We start from the raw sequence: 21,547 nt of genomic DNA on the forward strand, positions 1-21,547 counted from the left end.
GAAGACAAAGTGTTTTACTTTGCGTAAGCTATTGAACGTTTTTCTCTTATCACGACAACTTTTAGTACACCTGGATATTGCAGTTCATTCTCGATTCTTGTTGCGATATCATGTGCCAATTTCTCGATTGTTGCATCATCGGTTTTTTCTGGCTGGACAATAACCCTAATCTCCCTACCAGCTTGTATCGCATACGCATTTTCAACGTATTTGTAACTTTTTGCTATCTCTTCAAGCTTCATCAATCTTTTGATGTAGCTTTCCACGTCTTCCCTTCTTGCCCCAGGTCTTGCGGCCGAGATGGCATCTGCAGCGGTTACGATGGCTGCTTCTGGTGTCATCGGTTCTTCTTCTCCGTGGTGTGCCATTATCATGTTGATAATCTCGTCAGATTCACCGTATCTTTTAAGAATCTCTGCACCTATAATTGTGTGTGAACCTTCAACTTCGTGGTCAAGCGCTTTACCTATATCGTGCAACAAACCTCCACGCTTTGCCTTATCAACGTTCAAACCAAGCTCAGCTGCAAGTAAGCCCGCAATTTGAGCTACTTCGATTGAATGACTCAGAACATTCTGACCGTAGCTTGTCCTAAATTTCAATCTACCGAGCAATTTAATAATTTCTGGGTGGAGTCCTCCAACACCAACCGTGATTACTGCTTCTTGACCTGCCTCTTTGATTTCTTTTTCAACTTCCGCTTTGGCTTTTTCGTACATCTCTTCTATCCTCGCAGGATGAATTCTACCATCCTGGACCAATTTTTCTATCGTTCTTCTTGCGATTTCTCTTCTCAGTGGGTTGAACGAACTCAAAGTAACCATTTCAGGTGTATCGTCGATAATGAGGTCAACACCTGTTATCTTTTCAAAAGTCCGTATATTTCTTCCTTCTCTTCCTATCAAACGACCTTTCATATCATCATTTGGCAAGGCAACCGTGCTGATAGTAACCTCGCCAGTATACTCAGGAGCGTACCTCTGAATAGCATCAGCGATAACTTTTTTCGCGTATTTTTCAGCATCTTCTTCGTATCTCGCCTTTATTTGAACAAAGACCTTTGCTATTTCGTGTTCGTATCTTTCCCTAGCTTCTTGCAAAACTATTTCTCTTGCTTGTTCGTGAGTAAGACCTGCTAGTTTGGTAAACTTCTCCTGAATTTCCTTTTCCTTTGCTTCAAGTTCCTTTGCCTTTGCTTCTAACTCCATTTTTAAGTTTTCAATGAAACTCTCGCGTTTATCGAGCATCTCTTCGCGTTTACTGAGAAGTTCTTCACGCTTCAAAATTCTTTCCTCGAGTAGCTTTATTTCTTCTTCTCTTCTCTTTCTTTCTTTTTCTATCTCCTCGCGAATCTGATGTGCCTCTTCGCGTGCTTCTATTATCATCCTTTTCTTTATCTCAGTTGCTTCTTTTTCTGCATTCTTTATTATGCTTTCCGCATCTTCCTTAGCAGCCTTTAATTTCTTCTCAATATCTTCTTGTGCCTTTTTTCTGCCAACCGTGCTTCCAAGGTAGAAACCTAATGCCAGACCTACGACTGCTAAAATTATGTATATCAAAATACCCATTACCAATCACCTCCAAAACCATGTCTGTATAGTTTTTCTCGCTTTTTGTGTTCATCTAATCCTTTTGTTAGTTTTTCGATAATCTCTTGAACATCAACTTCTTCAAGGACTTTTTTTATTGCGTCCTCTATAATGTATTCATCTACATGTAGTTGCCTGAGTTCATAGCGTATCCTATAAGGACCTTTGTAATGTATTACCAAACTATCGTATGCATAGAGATACGCAAACTTTTCGTCATCTATAAAAGCACTCTCTTTGAGCTTTTGTATTGTTTGGTTTATAACCTCATCTGAAAAACCTTCTCTTTTTAGCCTATTTTCTACTTCCCACTGGGAGCGGGCTCTAAATTTGATGAATCTCAAAGCGATACTTAAAGGATCACGTTTGGTCCTTTTTTTTGAGCTTCTGCCCAATTGTTTATTATCTTGATAGTCTTTTTCGTCTTCCCAATCGTTATGGAACTCAAAATTATCTATGTTGTTTCTGGTGTTTTCAACTTCGTATTTACTTTGTCGCCTTTTCCGCATTCTTCGTTCCTTCTACAACTTGCGTTTCTTCAGTTGGCTTAGAGAAGTATTTCTCTCGGATTCTTTTTTCAATTTCATCCGCGATTTCAGGATGTTCCACAAGATAACTCACAGCGTTTGTTTTTCCTTGTCCAAGAGAATGTTCTTTTCCATCGAGTGCCTCGTACGTGAACCAACTACCTCGTCTATCTATAAGTCCTTCGTTCACCGCGATGTTGAAAAGTTCATTTTCGCGAACAATTCCTTTTCCGTAGATAATATCGACCGTTGTTGTTTTAAACGGAGGTGCGACCTTATTCTTCACAAATTTAATCGTTACCTCGTTTCCTATGTGTTCGTTTCCTTCAACTATCTTACCTGAAGACCTAACTTCCATCCTCATCGTCGCGTAAAACTTTAACGCAACTCCACCAGTGGTTGTTTCTGGATTACCATACATAACCCCTATTTTCATACGCGTTTGGTTGATAAAAATGACTACGGTTTTGGATTTGTTTACATTTCCTGCGAGTTTTCGAAGTGCCTGCGACATCAACCTTGCCTGAAGACCTATCTGAGCATCCCCCATTGCCCCTTCGATTTCAGCACGTGGAACAAGTGCTGCAACGGAGTCAATAACGATAAGGTCCACAGCGTTGCTTCTGACAAGTTCATCAACGATGTCGAGTGCCTGTTCACCGTAGTCTGGCTGTGAAATTAAAAGCTCAGAAAGGTTTATTCCAAGGTTTCTTGCATAATTCAAATCTAGTGCGTGTTCTGCATCAACAAATGCGGCTATTCCGCCAAGTTTTTGGACAGAAGCGATAGCATGGAGCGCTATCGTTGTCTTACCACTTGATTCTGGACCATAGATTTCTATGATTCTTCCACGAGGATAACCACCAACGCCTGATGCAATATCGATAGCGAGCGAACCACTTGGAATAACCTCTATACTTTGAACGAGGTTATCTTCACCAAGAATCATTATAGAACCTTTACCATACTGTTTTTCAATTTTGCTGATAGCTTTTTTCAGTACATCCTTTTTCATTTCATCTGACATTCTTAATCAGACCTCCCTCAAATTTCAGTTTGTAGACCCATTTGTAAATGGGACCTTGTGGTGTTAATGTGGAACTGTAAATCGTTACTCCATCAACTACAAGCGTTATCTTGGGCGTTTGGATACCTTCAACCAACTTTTCCCAATCGTTTGGGTATTCTTTTACCCTGCCTAAAGTAACATGTGGAACGAAGTTGCCTTGCTCATCGTATTTGATTTTGATTTTGTTAAGCTCTGACTTCATTTCAAGGAATAACCTTTGCAAAGATTTCGTAGGTTCAAGTTTTAAAAACAGCACCCTTGGCGAATGCTTGAATTTGAAATAACCAAAACCTGCTAAATCCGTGCTGAACGAGGGAAAACCTTGCAATCGTTTCTGAAGAGCATGAGCCATTGAATCAACGACTTTCTCATCCATCTCACCCAAGAAAAAGAGCGTAAGGTGAAGGTTCTCCGGTTTTGTCCATGTAGCCTTGAACTCCATGGAAATAAGTTTGTCTATAACCTCTTGCGCAACCTCTCTTATTTCTGGATTTACGTCAATAGCTATAAACGTTCTCACAGTAAACCCCTCCAGGTCCTTTGCTTAAGTACTCTTTTAAGCAGTTTTTCAGCGGTTCAAGTATATTCGATTTTGGTAAAGATAAAGCATTCCCGAGAGTATTGTAACAATAGCTACAAAGTATACCAGAACCAAATTCACTTTTCCAAATAATAAGCCAAGAGAGAGAAAGTCAAGTTTTTCAACGAACAGCCCAATTGCCAGAACCATCTGAGACACTGTCTTCATCTTGCCGAAAATATTAGCAGCGATGATGTTCCCAGCTTCGGATGCAACCATTCGAACGGTACTAACCAATGTATCACGAAAAACCAATATAACCACGAGCCAACCAGGGAGCATACCAAACTCTACAAAAACAACAAAAATCGACGTAATTAAAATCTTATCACTCATCTGGTCAAGAACCTTACCAAGTTTTGTAACCTGCCCGAGCTTTCTGGCGAAATAGCCGTCTACATAGTCGCTAATGGCTGCTAACAGGAACAAAAAGAAAGCCCAGGCATATAGATCAAGATACATCAGCAGCACAACGAAAACTGTTGAAATAATCCTCAACCAACTTATCGTGTTTGGTAGATTGAAAACAACGTTCGTATCATCCGATAATTTCAAACTAACTCTCCCTCCAAATCATATGTGTCCGCCTCTGTGATTTTAACCCTTACAAACCCTTTTAAATTACTACCTTTAAAAAAGACGTTACCATCTATCTCTGGAGCATCCATGTAACCGCGACCTATGAGGACTCCACTGGCTTCTTCCTCAATCAAAACATCAATAACTTTTCCAACATATCTTTGGTTTCTAATAAACGAAATCTCTGCTTGTGCTTCCATTAACTGATCCAATCTTTTTTGAGCGGTTGATGGACGAACTTTGTGTGGTAATTTGTAAGATGGTGCGTCTTCTTCATCTGAATACATAAATGCTCCAAGCTTATCAAACTCAACACGTCTTATGAACTCCAATAATTCTTCGAAATCCTGAGATGTTTCTCCTGGAAATCCTATAATAACCGATGTTCTCAGCACCGCTTCTGGGTACATCGTCCTAATTTTCTCAAACAAATCTTCGAGTCCTTCTGGTGTTTTGGTCCTGTTCATAAGTTTTAAAATCTTATCGCTACCATGTTGAACTGGTATATCAAAGTACTTTACTACTTTTTGGTATGAAAACCCCTCAAGAATTTCGTCCGTTACATGGTCTGGATGCATGTACATAACCCTTATCCAGAAGTCTCCAGGTATATCGTTCAATTGCTTGAGTAGTTCTGGAAGCATCGATTTTCCGTACAAGTCAACACCATATCCCGTCGTATCTTGAGCAACCAAGATAATCTCTTTTTTTCCATGTGCGACCAAGTGTTTCACTTCTTTTACTATATCCTCGAGCTTTCTGCTTACAAAACCCCCCTTGAATTTTGGTATTGTACAAAAAGTACAAGCACGGTCACAACCATCAGCTATCTTTACATACGCGTACGGAAGGTCATCATCGACCCTTCCTTCAAAATCGTATACAGCTATGGGATCCGTTACGTACTTTTTGGTTTTCTCAAGGTTGTCCGCTAACACTTTTGGTGGAAGGACGCCGAACCATCCGTCTACTTCTGGAATTTCTACAGGTAACTCCTTGGGATATCGCTGGACCAAACATCCTGTGACAAATATTTTGAAATCTCTTCCTTCTTTTTGTTGTTTTCTTTTGTGTTCAACGAATTCCAAAACTGTGTCTATCGACTCTTGCTTGGCATCTAATATGAACCCACAAGTATCGATAACTACTCCGTCTGCCTCATCTAAATCGTCAACAATTTCATGCCCAAGTTGTTTAATATGGTGCTTAAATAGAGCAAAATCTGCCTCGTTCTTTGGGCATCCCAAAACCACGATGTATAATTTCAAGAATTCCAACCTCCTCACCTAACACGCTTTTCACTTTTCACAAAATTTTGCAGATACTTCTTCCTTTTTTCAAGGTACAGGTCTCTGATTTTCGAAAGTTCAAATTTATAGACTTCTTCTTTGTAATTTGGATAAGTAAAATCGTAATCTTTCCAGGCTCCATTTATATACATCAACGTTGGTTCTGCATATATGCCTTGCCCTATATATATCCTGTGGGGCCACATTTTTGTTGTAGCCAATACGAACTGCATGTGGTGTATATATCCAGGGTCAAGGTTGAACCGTCTTTTGCCGTCTACCGCATGCTTTAACTCCAATTCGTTTGTCTTAATCTTTATCGAAGCTAACAGCGACGGATGAATCAACCTTTCAAAACTAATTAACCTTCCTGTTATTCCAGACCCCATTTCTTCGTTGTAATAAAGTGTGTACTTTTCAAAATCTAGCTCTGGACTGATATAATCTATTGGTCCAAAAAGAGATATCAAATCAGGTTTCACAGTTTCGAGCCAATAATCTAACTGTGCCGAAAAAATAAATATCACTAAATTCACCGGCTCAACAATTCTCACTTTTCCCATATAACTTCCACCTCGAAACGTGGTATTTTAACCACATTCACACGGTTCCCGTAAAGTCGCAAAATGCTCTCACCAAAAACTACATATTTTCCGACATCCAATTGTGCTTCTTGGCTGTGTAAAACCCCATTAAGCACATAACTGCCCCTTAAACCTTCTATCGTCACAAGAGGGGCATTCTTCACTCTTGACACGTATTCATATGTGAATAACAACATAAAAACACTTAGTAGTGTCATCACATAAAACAAAATTCTTATCCACTTTTTCGACATTTCTTCACCTTTTAACTCTACTAGCGATTCAGTAAAAACCCCTGACCTTAATTTTGCCTGCTTCAAATTCAGGAATCCTGGAACCTATGATTAATTATACAATAAAATTCCAAAAAATGAACACCGTAACGAAATAATTAAAAATATCCGCAATTATTACCATTTATGAATCAAAACTTTTTTAGCCAAGAATAACTTCGAGAAACAGCAAAATTATAACCAAATTTACCACTATATATTGTTGGTGGTAAATTTTCAAACACAACTTATTGATTGGTGGTAAATTTCTGGTAAGTTTTTACCACCTGGTGGTAAGTTTTTTACCACTATATTTTGTGAAAAACAAAATTAGTTTACTATCCATAGTTTCTTGAGAATGACTCTCAACAAAAAACTTACCAAATTTACCATTAGTGAAAAATTTCACATTTTTTAGGCATGCCTAATTGCACTTAAAATGTGTATTCATCATTATTAGAAAAATTTACCACCTTTAATGTGGCTTAAAATCAAGGTTTTTCGTAAAAACTTACCAGGGTGGTAAGTTGTAACAAAAAGGTGGTAAGTTGTAATATGAGTCTATAGTGCGCTTGGATAAAAACTTCCAGTGTTACATTTAGGTAAACTTACCAAATTTACCACCCATATATATATACTACTACTATTAACTTAACGTAGTATATATATCTAACGTTAAGGTATAAGGTGGTAAATTCAAAAGTTAGCTAGGTCAACCATACTACCATGATGGGTTACACTACAACAACTAAAAGATACGAAAAATTGTTTAGGATGAATCCAGCAAAGCGTTGAATCATCCTAAACAACCAAATTCCAAACCAAAAAATCTGAACTCTAAAATCTTGAGAAAGCTTTTTTAATGAATTCAAATGTAGTATCAAATAAACGCAATTCCAGCCCCAATTATCAAACTGAAAAGCAAAAGCTTTGCATTCCATTCATCGGCAACAGAGCCTGCAATCTTCTCAAGTGAGTAAACAACAGCTGAAAATGGGTTGAAGTTGTTAAGTAATAAGCAACCAGTCAAAATACCTAAAAAGAGGGACGATATAAGATTTTTTTGTGATAAAACTAAGCAAAATCGATACAAATTGTATCAAATCGATGGGAAATTAACCAAAAAAAGACATGGATTGAGTGGAGGTGTAAGAAATTAGAATATTTCAAAATTCTTTCCTGGGAATGTCTTTCAAAAATTTTTCGATGAACACACTCATGTTCTCGTAGTGCGTTCCACCCCAGTAGATTTTTCCACACCTTTCGCATTTGGCAAATTCGTCAAATGTTTCCCTGACTTTTTCAGGAACATGTTCCTGGACATCTCTTTTTGGAACACTTATTAGTTTACCGTTGCATTCCATACATCTTGTGAATGGAGCAAACCAATTTTGAAGGCTATATCTGAGAGTTACTTCCCTAAGTTGTGTTTTGGGGTCATCCGAGCGCAATATGTAGCCATAAGTAACTTCGTTTCTTTTCAAAATCCCCCTATCCCTTGTAAGGATGATAAGATTTTCAGAGAGTGCTTTTGAAACGATTTCATTGTCGTCCACAGTTCCATACTCGGCACTGATTCCAAGCATTCTTAGAAGTCTTGCAAGCTTTCCAAGGTGGATATCCAAAATAAATTTTGGAACACCTTCATATTTTGGGGTTAAAATGTATTCCTTTGGTATATCCAAATTACACTCTGGATAAACAAAATACATATCTCCATTTTCCACGATTTTATCAAAACGCACAAAGCTTTTTTGTAGCGTTATAAAATATACCTCGGTGTGTGGAACACCGAGGCGCTCTACACAATCTTTTATTGTTTGATTAATTCCAGCGTCTAACTGTACGTATTGTTTTCCAACTAAGTCGACCAAACCACCAAAAAATCTGATTGTTATTTTGGTTTCCATATGTCAAGATACCATCACAATATCGCTAATAAGGGCTCCTGTGGATATGTAAGTTATCTTTTTGCCTGTCTCTGATTCGATAAACTTGACAAATTTTTCAAAATTCTTGTCGTCTAAGCTTTTCCAACCATCGAATTCCACATACTCAGCATGAACATTGGAAATCAAGTCTAAATCATAAGGCATATCTATAACCTTGCCATGCTCACTTGTTCTGTAGTTAACAGCGACCTTTATCTTTTCCATTCCAGTTAAAACATCTGCTTTTGTCATTATCATTTCGTCACAATTGGATATTTCAATTGCGTATCTGAGAAGTGGTAAATCGAGCCATCCACATCGTCTTGGTCTACCAGTTGTTGCTCCATATTCTTTCCCAGCTTTTCTGAGCTCGTCTGCTTCCTTACCGAATAATTCAGTTGGAAACGGACCTTCACCAACCCTTGTCAGGTATGCTTTAAAAACACCTATGCGCTTATCGATTTTTATAGGATAACCCAAACCTGTTTCAACACCTGTAACATTGCAGTATGTTCCGGTAACGTAAGGATAGCTACCCATATCAACATCAAGCAAAACTCCTTGAGTTCCTTCAAATAGAACGTTTGAATTATTTAGTTCAAACCTGATTTCGAGTGGAGAAACAATCTTGTCTTTGAGTTTCTCGTATTCTTCAAAGATGCAATCGTAATCGTCCCATTCTATCGAGTAGAGATTTTTATATAGCTCGCTCACAAAACGCAATTTTTCAAGAGCCAGTTCTTTTTCTTTTAGGTCTACCAGCCTCAATCCTATCCTGTGCACCTTGTCGGCATATGCAGGTCCAATTCCTCTTTTTGTTGTTCCAACAGCCTTACTCCCTTTTGAAAGTTCAAGCTTTTCGTCAAGCATTTTGTGAACAGGCAAAACAATATGAGCTAGACTGGAGATTTTCAGCCTACTTGAGATATCAAATCCTATCTTTTTTAGTTCTTCCACTTCGTCGTTTAAGACCTTCAAATCCACAACGACACCGTTTGCAATATATCCTTTTGTCTTTGTTCTTACGTCAAACGAAGGCACCAAGTGATGGACCACCTTGAATTCACCGTACTCAACTGTGTGCCCAGCGTTACTACCTCCACTGTACCGAACAACGTAATCAAAATCCTTGGAAAGGTACGTCGTTACCTTTCCTTTTCCTTCGTCCCCCCACTGAAGACCGTAGCATGCCACTTTCATTTCTCTTCATCTCCTCTTCCCGTAAGTTTTGTGAGATTTGTATACAAAATTAAGTTTCTTATTCCATTCTTCGAGTTGTTTAGAACTCGACATGGAAATCTTTGTAATCTTGTGGAGGCAAGATTTCTTCGTCGTAATCGGTGATATAACTCCAGCCGTTCCCTTCCATAACCCTTTTGAAAAGTTCAGTTAGTTGCTCCGAATTTCCTCCAGCAACGATTGTTACACTCCCATCCATTTCATTCTTCACGTAACCTTTAACACCTATTGCACGTGCCACGTTCTTAACGAAATGTCTGAATCCCACACCCTGGACAATACCACGAACATTCCACTTTTTCCAAATGGTGCCTTCCATAACTTTCACACCACCTTTGGTCCCTTTTCCTTCAAAGTTTCATATTTTTTCCAAAACACGCTTTTTTTATAGCACAATTTTTTGAAAATTCAATCTTGAAATATCGAAGTTTTTGTGTATAATTCTTGCCAAAGGGAACATCAATCAAAAAGTAATAAGAAGGAGCAATTTAACCTTATGAAAGAAATCAGAAGGATGAAAGCTTTAATAATTGATGAATACCAGAGCAACCAAATAAGCATGATGGCTATGATGATGTGGCGTACCGACCGTCCGGTATGCCTTTAGTTTGTTGGAAAGCAAAAGGACGGTCGGGTGAGAAAATCACCCGACCTTTTTTTATATCCAAAGAAAAATTTTACAGGAGTCAACTATGTAAAATTAAATTTTGAGTAGAAGACGAAAATGTATGATCGATGTTGAATTTCTCGCGCTTTTTCATCATAGCAAATATCGTCCTTAGCAATTTGTGCGCTACACTCATCATCGCTTTTTTGTATACTAACCCTTGCGCTCGTTTTCTTTGAAAATATGCTTTAAAATATTCGTTGTGTCTCACTACATTCACACTCATCAGCCAAATTATTCGTCTCAGGTGTGCATTGCCCCTTTTGGATATACGGCTTTCTCCTTTGTGTTTGCCTGATTCATCTACGCTTGGGTCAAGCCCACAATAGGCAATTAGTTTTTTGTATGTGCTAAATCTTGAAATATCGCCAACTTCGGCAAGAAAATACAGTGCGCTATTTTCACCAATTCCGTCAATTGACGTGAGTATTTCAACATCTTGATTAAGCGAAGCACATTTGCAATATTCTTTGAGCATCTCATCAAACTCATTAAGTTGCTGTTGTAAAAATCGAAGTTCCTTGATAGTTTGAATAAGAATCTTCTCTTTCACTGGCCAATACTGAGCGATGGAGTTGTTAGCAAGCTCTTTAAGAGTTTCTGGGGTAAGTTTTAACTTTCTACCGATTGTTTTTGAAAAGAAAACACGTAGAGAATCAATGGAGGCTTTTTGGATAGCTTTAGCAGAAGGGAAAGAAGAAAGCAAATCCAAGATAGCATCATTGTAGATGTTGGTCACTTTTTCAAGTTCAGGGAAGAGGAGAGAAAGAAGCTTTTCGATGTCGTTTTTGACTCTTGAGATTTGATGAGTGATGCTTTCCTTTTTCCTTGCAATATCCCGAAAATCTGAGTTGAGGAAAGAAGAAGTAGGAAGAATGTGATGGGTATAGAAGATGGTAAGAGCAATAGAGCGAGCATCGATTTTGTCAGTTTTAGTTTTCCTAAGCCCAACGGGAAGAGATTTGTTAACAAGCAAAGGATTAAGAACGACACAAGAGAAATCATTGAGAGAGAGGAAAGAAAGAAGGTTAAGATGGTAACAGCCAGTAGACTCCATAGCGATAAGGACAGAAGACTTAGGGAAAACGGAGAGCTTTTGAACAAAGGAGGAAAACCCTTGTTTGGACATATCGAAAGCAGATTCGAAGATGATAGAATTAGGATTTTGGATAGCACAGGCGTTGAACTTATGCTTGGAGATGTCAATACCGACAAAGATGGAGAAGTTTTGAGACATACTAAAACCTCCTTTCGATTGAATAGGTTAAAAGGCGAGGGCAGGGGCCTGCTGAACCAAACCTCCAGTGTGACGAGGGTTAAAAACCCAACCAACTTATCATGGTTAAAGGCAGGCGACAGACTCCTGTAATGGCTTGAAAGCCAAGGGACACTAAGTCGTCCTGCCCTGCCTATTTTTTGACTAAAATATTTATACCATACTTTTACGTAGGAGGTGATACCGTGAGCAAAATGGATGGTTTTATTGTAGTTAAGTTCGGTGGTTCGAACTTCAAAAACTTTCAAGGCTACTGCGAAGTAATAGCAAAAATTAAAGAAATACTCGAGTTTGAGAAGGGGAAAACGTTAGTTTTGGTTGTGAGTGCTGCTTATGGTATTACCGATAGATTGATTAACGCGGTTAACAACTTTCAAAACATTGATGTTCGAACATTTTTGCGTGAGCTTTACGATCTGCACTCTTCACTATTATCAATGAGTAATGATGGAAATTCGCATCAAATAACAGAAGAGCTTAAAGAATTGGAAAACAAAGTCTTTGAACTAGAGAAAATATTCGATGCGGTTAAATTACTTCACAAGGTGCCTGATTTTGCAAAAGACTTAATCATAAGCTATGGCGAACGTCTTAACGCATATGTGTTGCAAAAATTACTGCAAAAGGAAGGTCTTGATTTTGAACTTAAGATGCCGGAGGAGTGGATAATAACCGATGGAAAATTTGGGACTGCATCTGTGCTCCTTGAACCCACAAAATGTATGATTGAAAAACGTTTGGATGATTGGAAAAACAAGCATTCCATAGTTCCTGGGTTTTATGGTGTATCGAAAGATGGTGATGTAACTCTCTTAGGACGTGGTGGGAGTGATTACACGGCCACTGTTTTGGCATACGCTTTAGATGCTAGTTATGTTATACTTTTCAAAGATGTTAACGGTTTTCTTAGCGGTGATCCGAAAATCGTTGAGAATCCAATATTGCTTGAAAAACTCAGTTACGATGAACTTGAGGAGCTCTCATATTTTGGTGCAAAGATTGTCCATTCAAATGCAGTGGAACCACTTAAGAACCGTTCAATACCGTTGTATGTGTGCAGTTTTTCAGGAAATTTCAGCCTCAGCAACTGCACGGTAGTTTCAAATGAAAAACATCTTTCTGAGAAATGTGTAAAGAGTGTTTCGTTCACGGATGATGTGGCAGTTGTTCAGTTCTTCGGGGCAAATTTGGGACGGGTTCCAGGTGTATTGGGTGAGATTTCAAAAAGCATGGCACAGTCTGGTTTAAATATTAAGTTCGTTATCACCTCCCAGACAGCGATAAATCTAATAGTTTCTAAAAAAGACCTTCCGGAAGTTATGAGAGTTGCTGAAACGCTTAGGCTTAGGGAAGTAGAGAGAATTTCATACAGAACGGACAAAGCACTCGTGGCAGTTGTGGGTTACGGTTTACTCGATACACATGGTATAGCAGCTAAAGTTTTTGGTGCTCTATCAAAATGTGAGATAAACGTTGATATGATTTCCGCAGGCGCTTCTGAAGTTTCGATGTACTTCTTAGTTGATGCCCAGAAAGTAAAGGATGCAGTTAGGATGGTTCACAGTGAACTTTTTGGGAAGGGTTAAGAAAACCGAAGAAAGGGGGCGATGCAGTTGGACAAGTTGAGAAGCATAGAGGAAATCAACAAGAAAATTGCCAGAGGTGAAGTTGTTGTTCTTACTGCTGAAGAGGTTGTAAAACTTGCCAAAGAAGAAGGTATTAGAGAAGTTTCAAAAAAAGTGGATGTTGTGACTACAGGAACGTTTGCTCCAATGTGCTCCAGTGGGGCGTTTATAAACTTTGGTCACACAATGCCCCCTATGAGAATGGAAAAGATAAAACTTGCTGGTGTGGAGGTTTACGGCGGACTTGCTGCTGTCGATGGATACATTGGTGCAACGCAAGAGTCGGAATTTGATAAAACGTTTGGTGGTGGGCATGTTATAGAGATGCTCATAAGAGGTGAGAACCTCTTACTTGAAGCTTATGGAAAAGGTACAGATTGCTATCCGGGAAAATACTTCAGAGGGTATATCAACAAGGATATGATAAACGATTTCTTCCTATTCAATCCGAGAAACGCCTATCAAAACTATGCTGCAGCTACAAATAGTTCTGATAGAACACTTTATACCTACATGGGCAAGCTGTTACCAAATTATGGCAATGTCAACTATTCAACATCCGGTGAGCTTAGTCCGTTACTTAAAGACCCGAAAATGTTGACAATAGGTATTGGAACAAGGATATTCCTTGGAGGTGCGGTTGGATACGTTGCTTGGTATGGAACGCAATTCAGAACGCAAGTGAAGGAAAGCGAATATGGTGTTCCACTTGTTCCTGCACGTACACTCGCGCTGATTGGCGATGCTAAGAAGATGGATTCAAAATTTGTAAAAGGAGCATACTTTAAAAACTACGGTGTGACACTATTTGTCGGAGTTGGTGTTCCGATACCAATTTTAAATGAAGAAATAGCCTACTATGTCAGTCTTTCCAACGAAGAGCTCCACACGGAGATAAAGGATTATTCCAAACTGGAAAGACCTACTGTTGGTGTAGTAAGTTACGCACAACTGAAGTCAGGTAAGGTTGAAATAAACGGTAAAGATGTAAGAACAACATCACTCTCGAGCTTAGAAAAAGCCAGAGAGATAGCCCATACTCTCAAAAAATGGATACTAGCCGGCAACTTCTTTTTGACGAATCCATCAGCAATGCTTGACGAAGAACGAACGTTGAAAAACCTTTCAAAAGTTGAGCAGATTGTTTCTCATTTGGAAAATGAGAAAGTCGAATATGTTATGGGAGTGCTAAATCCAAAAGATAAACTAAACAAACACAAAGAATGTGTCAATTGTGGTGCTTGTGTTTCGGTATGTAACTATGAAGCTCTTTATTGGGAAAAGGATAAGGTGAAATTTGATGAGTCAAAGTGCGTATATTGTATGTTGTGTACTGATACGTGTCCCATTGGACTCAAATTACCGGATGAAAAGTCAGAGACGAAATTTGAAATGCCTTATTGATAAATTGAAATCTTGGCGAGGGATGTACATGGAATTTGAAGGTGAGGGAAAAATGCAAAAGAAACACCATGGATATGTTGGGCAATTTGATAAATTTGAAGAAATCCAAATGAGTCAAAGAAAATTCAAAGTTGTTAAGAGATTTTACAGAGATTACTACTCTGAAAGATTCACAAGATTTTACGTTAAATACAAATACACCGACTTAGCAATAGGGGTCGATAAATTCAACCTTCAGATGCTTGAAGGAGTTTATGATTTAGTTAGGAACCACTACAAAGAGCTTGAAAGATTAAGAGAATTCAACAAGGAGTTCTTTGAATCTTTCAAACCTGTTGATGTTTCTCTTTTTCAACCAATAACAGATATAATCCTCGCAATGGCTGAAGCGTCTAAATTAGCAGGAGTAGGACCGATGGCTGCCGTTGCTGGAGCTTTTGCTGAATCGGTTGGAAAGTATCTGTTGAAGATACACGGAAGCAAAGAGGTTATTGTAGAAAATGGTGGTGATATTTATTTAAACGTTCGAAGTGAGGTAAGAATAGGAATTTTTGCAAATTTTGATAGTGAATTCAACAAACTCTCTATTATTTTAGGACCTGGTGAATATGGGGTATGTACTTCTTCTGGAAAAATAGGCCATTCGGTAAGTTTTGGGAATGCCGATGCAGCTTGTGTAATAGCAAGGAGTGCAGTGATTGCTGATGCTTTCGCAACGAAATACGGGAATTTAATAAAAAGCGAGAAAGACTTTGAAAAGGTCTTGGGGCTTGTCAAGGATGATATCGATGAAAAAAGATATATATTGGGTGTATTGTTTGTTGTTAAGAATAAACTACTTGTTTACGGAAATGTGAGACTTTCAGTTTAGTTTTAGTTTTGTAGATTGTAAAACTTTGGAGGTGGGGAAGTTGAAGGTTACGGAAATGGTCAAAGAAAGAAGGATTATATCCATAGAGATAATCCCACCAAAACGTGGCGAGGATGTTGAAAATATCTACAGAACCCTGGATAAGCTTATGAACTATGACATTTCATTTATAAGTATTACAAGGCATCCTGTCGAAGTAGATTACATTGAATACGAAGACAAAATTGTTAAGGTTCATAAGGTCAAAAGGCCTGGAACACTTGGCTTAACTGCTGCGTTGATGAATAGATACAGAATTGATGTTGTCCCTCATCTTATTTGTGTTGGGATGAGTAAATTTGAAATGGAGGATATGTTGATAGACCTGGATATAATGGGGGTTGATAATGTTTTCGTTATACGTGGTGAAACTGCCTCAAGTGTTGAGAATTATAACAAGGGAGATTACAAGTACGCTGTTGAGCTGGTAAGACAAATAAAAGACCTGAACATGGGAAAATACCTCTACACATCAGCTAAGCCGACAAATTTTTGCGTAGGGGTGGCGGGATACCCAGAAAAGCACTACGAATCCCCAAACCTGGAAACTGATTTGAAATTTCTCAAGCAAAAAGTAGATGCAGGAGCGGGTTATATCATCACACAAATGGTCTTCGATGCACAAGTTTATAAAGACTTCGTTGAACGTTGTCGAAGTATAGGCATAAATGTCCCAATAATTCCAGGAGTGAAACCTGTAGTAAGCAAAAGTTCAGTGTTTAACATTCCAAAGAAATTTTTTGTGACCATACCTCAAAGGTTTGTTGAGGCAATCGATAATGCGAAGACAAAGGAAGAAGAGTTTAAAGTAGGAATACGTTTTACAGTCGAGCTTGTTGAAAAGCTTATCGAATACAGTGCTCCAGGTATACACATTTTTACAATGGGGCGTGGAGAGGAGAGCTGTGAAGTAATTAAGCATACTCAAAGCATACTCAAATGAGAATGAGAAATTTTGAGAACTATCGATTGAATGAGTAAAAGTTCACTCTTGCTGTGCTTAATATGAGACAGAAAATCACAGGATGAATTCGATTGGTAAAACAATTTGTGATAGAATATTTTCAACACGTGGTTGAACAGCTGTTGATTAATGCAAGGGTGGGATGTGAATTGGCTGAGTTCGAAAAGCTTGGTAGACTTTCAAAGATTAGGCAAATAATTCGTAATGTTTTTTTTGACAACGTGAAGCTCTCTTACGGGTGCACAGAACCTGTTGCTGTTGGGTTATCTGTCGCCGTGGGGAAAGATTATCTGAAGGGTGAACTGGAAAGGTTAGAAATAGTAATGGATAGAAACACTTACAAAAACGGTTTGGAAGTTGGTATTCCAGGAACTCATCTACACGGCTTTGAAATTGCAGCGATGCTGGCTTATTTAGTAGGTGATTCCAAACTTGGGCTCGAGGTCTTTAAAAACGTGACAACCGAAGTGATTTCTAAAGCGTATGAGATGAAGGATAAGGTTACTGTGAAATACGAAAACGATATGCGCTTGCACATAAAAACAAAGCTTGTGGGAGAGAACGAGGTAATTGTTGAGATAACAGATTCTCATGATAATGTTACTAGAATCGTTGTGGATGGAGATGAGATACTGAATGTACAATCGAGTGTGAATTTCAAAAAAGAAACAGCACGAAGTATCACACTGAACGAGATATTTGATTATGTGCAAAATCCTGAAGAAGATGTCTTAGAGATTGTTAGACAAGCTATCCAATACAATGTCGAGATTTCAAGAATAGGTTTGGATACACAGGGAAATTTTGGAAGAATACTTGAAGGTATACCACGGTACGTTGCTGCTGGTGTTGACCAAAGAATGAGTGGAGCATTATTACCTGTGATGACTGTTGCTGGCAGTGGAAACCAGGGGATTTCTTGTATAGTCCCTGTAGCAGTTGTTGCGGATGAACTTGGTGTATCGCAAGATAAGAAAGAAAAAGCAATTTTGCTTAGTATACTTGTTACCATTTACATAAAAGCTTACACAGGGATGTTAACCCCAATATGTGGAGCTGGTAGCATAGCTTCGGCAGGTGCGGCAGCTGGTATTGTGTATCTGAAGGATGGAACAGTCGAGCAAATCAAGAACTCCATCAACAACGTACTTGCTACATTGTTTGGTATGACGTGCGATGGTGCAAAGAGAAGTTGCGCGCTAAAAGCAAGTATAGGTACTCAGATGGCATTGAACTCAGTCAAGTTGTCTTTGAACGATACAAACATACCTTGCGGAAACGGATTTGCCGCAAAAGATGTGGAAGAAACTATAAGGAGATTGGAACTTCTGACCAATTCTCTTAGAAACTTTGATGAGGATGTTATAAATTTTATAGGACATTGCTAGTAGCTTTTAGCTTTTAAACCTCTCTTCAAATAGCTTTTCCACAAGTTTTATATACTCAGAAATCTTTTCAACATGTTCCAGATAATTAAATTCAGAGTTTCTATCACGCGCAGCATATTCGATATCTTTTGCCAGTTCACCTATTTCTTCAAAACCTAGTGAACGTGCGGAACCTTTGATGCTATGGGCTTCTTGCCGTATTGTTTCAAAATCTCCCGTTGATAGTGCCATAATTATATTGTTTAGTGAGCCTTTCGAGGAGGTAAGAAATGTCTCAAGCAGTTCTTTCTCGAATTCCGGTGTCAGGTCGTATTCTTTTTCGGCTTTTTCAAGTTCTTCCCTTAGTTTGGATATATCGTCTGCAATATCTTCAGCTTGTTCTTTTTCATCAGGTTTAGCTTTTCTTTTTGTCGTTTCAAAAATTGATGATTCAACACTTTTTACAGTTTCTGGTTTTTCAGTTAAGTGACTACAGTACGTCTCAAGAATGCGAGCTATTTCTTCAACTTTTATAGGTTTGACAACGTAATCGTTCATCCCGGATGCCAAAACCTCATCTTTGATGTTTTTCATAGCGTGTGCAGTTAAGGCTACTATCGGAACATCCAGATTGAACTGCCTTATCTTTTTGGTGGCTTCTATTCCATCCATTTCTGGCATGATTATGTCCATGAAGATTAAATCATAGTTGTTCTTTAGAGCTTTTTCTACAGCCTCCTTCCCATTAGATGCAAATTCAGGTTCTATTCCGAATTTTTTGAGTATCTCTGAAATGAGCAGTCTGTTTACTTCGTAGTCTTCAGCAACCAAAACCTTCGCTTTATACTTTTTTATTTCAGAAGTTTTCTTCGTATCTTTTGTTGTTTTGGCTACACACTTTTTCAGTTTAAGAGTGAAGTAGAACTTGCTTCCTTTACCTTCTTTGCTTTCAACATTGATTTTTGAGCCCATAAGTTCCACTAGTTGTTTACTAATTGACAATCCAAGTCCGGTTCCTCCGTATTTTCTGGTTATTGAAACATCAGACTGCTCAAATGGTTCAAATATTTTTTCAATCTTTTCCTTGGGAATCCCTATCCCAGTATCCTTTACTGAGAAGCTTATATATTGATATTCCTCGTCTTCCCCTACCTTTTCGATACGAACAGACACTAGCCCACCTGCAGGCGTAAACTTGATTGCGTTGTTGATTAAATTGAACAACACCTGCTGGAGCCTGACAGGATCAAAAACTAAGCAATCTGCAATATTGTCGTCGATAAAAATATTATAGTCCAGGTTTTTCTCTCTTGCTTTTGCTTCATACAACATGAGTGAGCTTTGAAGTTCGGCTTTTAGGTTAGATTCAACAAGCTCAAGTTGTAGTCTACCACTCTCGATTTTTGCTAAGTCTAGTATATCATTTATAACTCCAAGCAAGACCTCCGTAGATTTTAGTATAGTTGATAGACATTTCCTTTGTTTCTCGTCTAAGTTTGTTTCAGCAAGCAAGTTGGCAAAACCTACAATACCGTTCAAAGGTGTTCTAATTTCATGACTCATGTTCGCCAAGAAGTTACTTTTCGCTATGCTTGCCTCTTCTGCTAATTTCCTTGCTAATATCAGCTCCTGTTCGTATCGTTTCTTTGCCTCAACGTTTGCGATTAATGAAGCTAAGAGCTTGAATATATTTTTCTCAATAGGATGCCAATCCTTATGTTCTTTAGATGCTGCACTTATAAAACCCGATACTTTGTTTTCTAATATTATTGGAGTGATAAGTGCAGCATAGTGTTCTCCGAGTATTCTTATTATCTCTTCGTTTTTTGTTTTTTCTTTTGTAATTACAAACTGTTTTCCTTGCATTAGATTTTCTAACTCTGGACCTTTTACTTTTTCTACATCGAAAGTGATTGTAGAGGTTTCATTTGGATTTTCAGAATAAACCCAAGAACTAATAGATGCAAAAGTTCCCACGTCTTTGATAAACCTGTAAACCCTTAGCCTTGAAATATTTAGCTCTTTGGCAACAAGTTCAACGGCTTTTGAAATCTCTTCATCAAGCTTTTCGATAGGAAGGTTTATGAAGTTTATAGCTAAGTTTATGATAATTTGCTGATACTTTGCAAGCTTTCTAATGACTTCCTGTGCAATTTTTTGTTTGGTGATATCTTTTTGAATAGAAAGTATACCTCTTTTCCCATTGGGTAAAGTGATGCTCGTTTCGTAGAGCTCAAGATACCTAATTTCTCCGTGCTTTCCTACGTTTCTTACTGTATGCACCAAAGTCTTTCCAGAAAGTATCTCTTGGATGTTCTTTTTAACCATTTCGACATCTTCTTTTGGTGCGAGAATTCTGACATTTTTACCTATCAGTTCTTCTTTGGTTCTTCCGTTTATTTTGCAAAATTCGGGGTTCACGTCGATGATGTTACCTTCTTCATCTTCGATAAGTATCCCAACGGGAGCAAATTCGAACAGAGTTTTGTAACGTTCATTTTCTAACATTCTTTCTTGTTCTGAGAGTTTTACATCGGTTATGTCGTGGAAGAATACAACCTTTCCTTTTTCATTACCTTTTTTATCTCTCAATGGATTAGCCCATACCTCAAAATAACGTCCAAACCTTTTGACCACGCCTTCGCCGTGTTTTATGACTTCCAAGCATTCTTCGCTAAGGATGTTCCTGGCTGGTTGGTATAAAATATCACTTTTTCCAACTAGGTTCTTGATAAAGTTTTCGAACGTTTTGTTAGCGCTGATTATATAACCATCCTTGTCGAGAACAACTATCAAATCTTTGGATGATTCGTAAACAATATTTTTTATCTCGGACTCTAAATCAAATCCGTGTAACTTTTGTGCTTCGAATAGTATAATGATTATACTTATCATCAACCCGAAAGGTAGCAAATCGACAGGTAGGTTGAACAAGATATAAACAGCACTTGCAGTAACAGGTATCATAACTGCAGCAAATAAGTGGATTATTGTAGCTTTCCGAAAAACTGTTTTGTATCTATTAACCATTTTTAAGAGCATGTAATAACCCAAGAATGAAATAGTGTAACTGTAAAATATTTGTAGGTAATAGAAAGGTCCTCTCAATATATAATTTCCTTCGACGACATAACCTTTTAAAAAAAAATTATGCAATTCGTTTGTCCAAACGAAAATGGTAGTGAGAACAGGAAGAATAAAGAGTATTGTAATTTCCTTTTTTGTAATTTTTCTTCCTGAGAAAGTCGAAACGAAGAAATACCAGAGCACTGGAATGTACGGAATAGCGAAATACTGTGCTTTATACCAAGAAAACGCATGGCTAATATTTCCTGATAGTAAATTAAGTAATTCCATAGCATAGCCGAATGAGTAAAATCCCACGGCAAATGATGTGATGGCTCCTATTATAGAGATTGGTTTGTTTCGATACCGTAGGAACACCGCTATTGCTTGCAATGAGATTATCGAATTGTACAACAGCAGAAAAACAAAGACTATAGAAATTTTAGGCACTTGAATCACGCCCCTTTTTCCAGATGTATTTTTCTGATATTTTAATATAGTGAATTTGAGTTAAAATTAGAATTACAAAAAAATCAACACACCCAATTTCTTCTTGTCTATGCTAAAATATGAAATAAGGAGAGTATTTAATAACCGAACCGCTGCGTA

19 protein-coding genes are annotated in these 21,547 nt (G+C 38.1%); 5 read left to right on the forward strand and 14 right to left on the reverse strand.

The window, feature by feature from the left end; translation table 11 throughout:
• Window positions 1–14: 14 nt before the first annotated feature.
• The 13 genes from rny to JM64_RS05635 form a co-directional block, all read right to left on the reverse strand.
• Window positions 15–1,562, reverse strand: coding sequence for a ribonuclease Y (rny, locus tag JM64_RS05580; protein WP_064012542.1), 1,548 nt, complete (start codon window positions 1,560–1,562; stop codon window positions 15–17).
• A gap of 5 nt (window positions 1,563–1,567) precedes the next feature.
• Window positions 1,568–2,098 carry a regulatory protein RecX gene (locus tag JM64_RS05585; protein ID WP_082868321.1) on the reverse strand — a complete coding sequence of 177 codons (531 nt, stop codon included), beginning with the start codon at window positions 2,096–2,098 and terminating at the stop codon, window positions 1,568–1,570.
• Complete coding sequence (gene recA, locus JM64_RS05590) at window positions 2,076–3,143, reverse strand: recombinase RecA (RefSeq protein ID WP_064011825.1); 1,068 nt, start codon at window positions 3,141–3,143, stop codon at window positions 2,076–2,078. Before recA ends, JM64_RS05585 begins: the two co-directional genes overlap by 23 nt.
• Window positions 3,133–3,705: an RNA 2',3'-cyclic phosphodiesterase gene (gene thpR / locus JM64_RS05595; RefSeq protein WP_064011826.1), complete on the reverse strand. Its 573-nt coding sequence runs from the start codon at window positions 3,703–3,705 to the stop codon at window positions 3,133–3,135. Before thpR ends, recA begins: the two co-directional genes overlap by 11 nt.
• Before the next feature lie 48 nt (window positions 3,706–3,753).
• Window positions 3,754–4,320 carry a CDP-diacylglycerol--glycerol-3-phosphate 3-phosphatidyltransferase gene (pgsA, locus tag JM64_RS05600; RefSeq protein WP_064011827.1) on the reverse strand — a complete coding sequence of 189 codons (567 nt, stop codon included), beginning with the start codon at window positions 4,318–4,320 and terminating at the stop codon, window positions 3,754–3,756.
• Window positions 4,317–5,612: a 30S ribosomal protein S12 methylthiotransferase RimO gene (gene rimO / locus JM64_RS05605; RefSeq protein ID WP_064011828.1), complete on the reverse strand. Its 1,296-nt coding sequence runs from the start codon at window positions 5,610–5,612 to the stop codon at window positions 4,317–4,319. The genes pgsA and rimO overlap by 4 nt, the downstream gene beginning before the upstream one ends.
• Window positions 5,613–5,626: 14 nt before the next feature.
• Complete coding sequence (locus tag JM64_RS05610) at window positions 5,627–6,196, reverse strand: DUF4416 family protein (RefSeq protein ID WP_014452145.1); 570 nt, start codon at window positions 6,194–6,196, stop codon at window positions 5,627–5,629.
• Window positions 6,184–6,471 (reverse strand): hypothetical protein, encoded by a 288-nt coding sequence (locus tag JM64_RS05615; protein WP_064011829.1) that lies wholly within the window; start codon window positions 6,469–6,471, stop codon window positions 6,184–6,186. The genes JM64_RS05610 and JM64_RS05615 overlap by 13 nt, the downstream gene beginning before the upstream one ends.
• 898 nt (window positions 6,472–7,369) lie before the next feature.
• Window positions 7,370–7,519 carry a hypothetical protein gene (locus tag JM64_RS09870; protein ID WP_156487906.1) on the reverse strand — a complete coding sequence of 50 codons (150 nt, stop codon included), beginning with the start codon at window positions 7,517–7,519 and terminating at the stop codon, window positions 7,370–7,372.
• A 136-nt stretch (window positions 7,520–7,655) separates the two neighbouring features.
• Complete coding sequence (locus JM64_RS05620; protein WP_064011830.1) at window positions 7,656–8,399, reverse strand: Mut7-C RNAse domain-containing protein; 744 nt, start codon at window positions 8,397–8,399, stop codon at window positions 7,656–7,658.
• Between the two features lie 3 nt (window positions 8,400–8,402).
• Window positions 8,403–9,620, reverse strand: coding sequence for an adenylosuccinate synthase (locus JM64_RS05625; RefSeq protein ID WP_064011831.1), 1,218 nt, complete (start codon window positions 9,618–9,620; stop codon window positions 8,403–8,405).
• 79 nt (window positions 9,621–9,699) lie between these two features.
• Complete coding sequence (locus tag JM64_RS05630) at window positions 9,700–9,978, reverse strand: acylphosphatase (RefSeq protein ID WP_064011832.1); 279 nt, start codon at window positions 9,976–9,978, stop codon at window positions 9,700–9,702.
• A 367-nt stretch (window positions 9,979–10,345) separates the two neighbouring features.
• Window positions 10,346–11,563, reverse strand: a complete 1,218-nt coding sequence (locus JM64_RS05635) for an IS110 family RNA-guided transposase (protein WP_014450884.1) — start codon at window positions 11,561–11,563, stop codon at window positions 10,346–10,348.
• A gap of 233 nt (window positions 11,564–11,796) precedes the next feature.
• Here JM64_RS05635 and JM64_RS05640 point away from each other — a divergent pair, with 233 nt between their 5' ends.
• The 5 genes from JM64_RS05640 (at window position 11,797) to JM64_RS05660 (ending at window position 17,893) form a co-directional block, all read left to right on the forward strand.
• The gene (locus JM64_RS05640) at window positions 11,797–13,188 is read left to right on the forward strand and encodes an aspartate kinase (protein ID WP_064012544.1); all 1,392 of its coding nucleotides are present in this window, start codon (window positions 11,797–11,799) and stop codon (window positions 13,186–13,188) included.
• A 21-nt stretch (window positions 13,189–13,209) separates the two neighbouring features.
• Complete coding sequence (locus JM64_RS05645; RefSeq protein ID WP_197473433.1) at window positions 13,210–14,631, forward strand: homocysteine biosynthesis protein; 1,422 nt, start codon at window positions 13,210–13,212, stop codon at window positions 14,629–14,631.
• A gap of 28 nt (window positions 14,632–14,659) precedes the next feature.
• Window positions 14,660–15,502, forward strand: coding sequence for a UPF0280 family protein (locus tag JM64_RS05650; protein WP_082868323.1), 843 nt, complete (start codon window positions 14,660–14,662; stop codon window positions 15,500–15,502).
• Between the two features lie 31 nt (window positions 15,503–15,533).
• Window positions 15,534–16,484, forward strand: coding sequence for a methylenetetrahydrofolate reductase (locus JM64_RS05655; RefSeq protein WP_231882497.1), 951 nt, complete (start codon window positions 15,534–15,536; stop codon window positions 16,482–16,484).
• A 215-nt stretch (window positions 16,485–16,699) separates the two neighbouring features.
• Complete coding sequence (locus tag JM64_RS05660; protein ID WP_041263485.1) at window positions 16,700–17,893, forward strand: L-cysteine desulfidase family protein; 1,194 nt, start codon at window positions 16,700–16,702, stop codon at window positions 17,891–17,893.
• A 6-nt stretch (window positions 17,894–17,899) separates the two neighbouring features.
• On the opposite strand, the gene JM64_RS05665 is transcribed toward JM64_RS05660, so the two are convergent.
• A complete protein-coding gene (locus tag JM64_RS05665) occupies window positions 17,900–21,388 on the reverse strand; it encodes an ATP-binding protein (RefSeq protein WP_231882301.1) in 3,489 nt (1,162 codons plus the stop codon).
• Window positions 21,389–21,547: the final 159 nt, after the last annotated feature.

The sequence above is a fragment of the Fervidobacterium pennivorans genome (assembly GCF_001644665.1).
Lineage (GTDB): Bacteria > Thermotogota > Thermotogae > Thermotogales > Fervidobacteriaceae > Fervidobacterium > Fervidobacterium ngatamarikiense.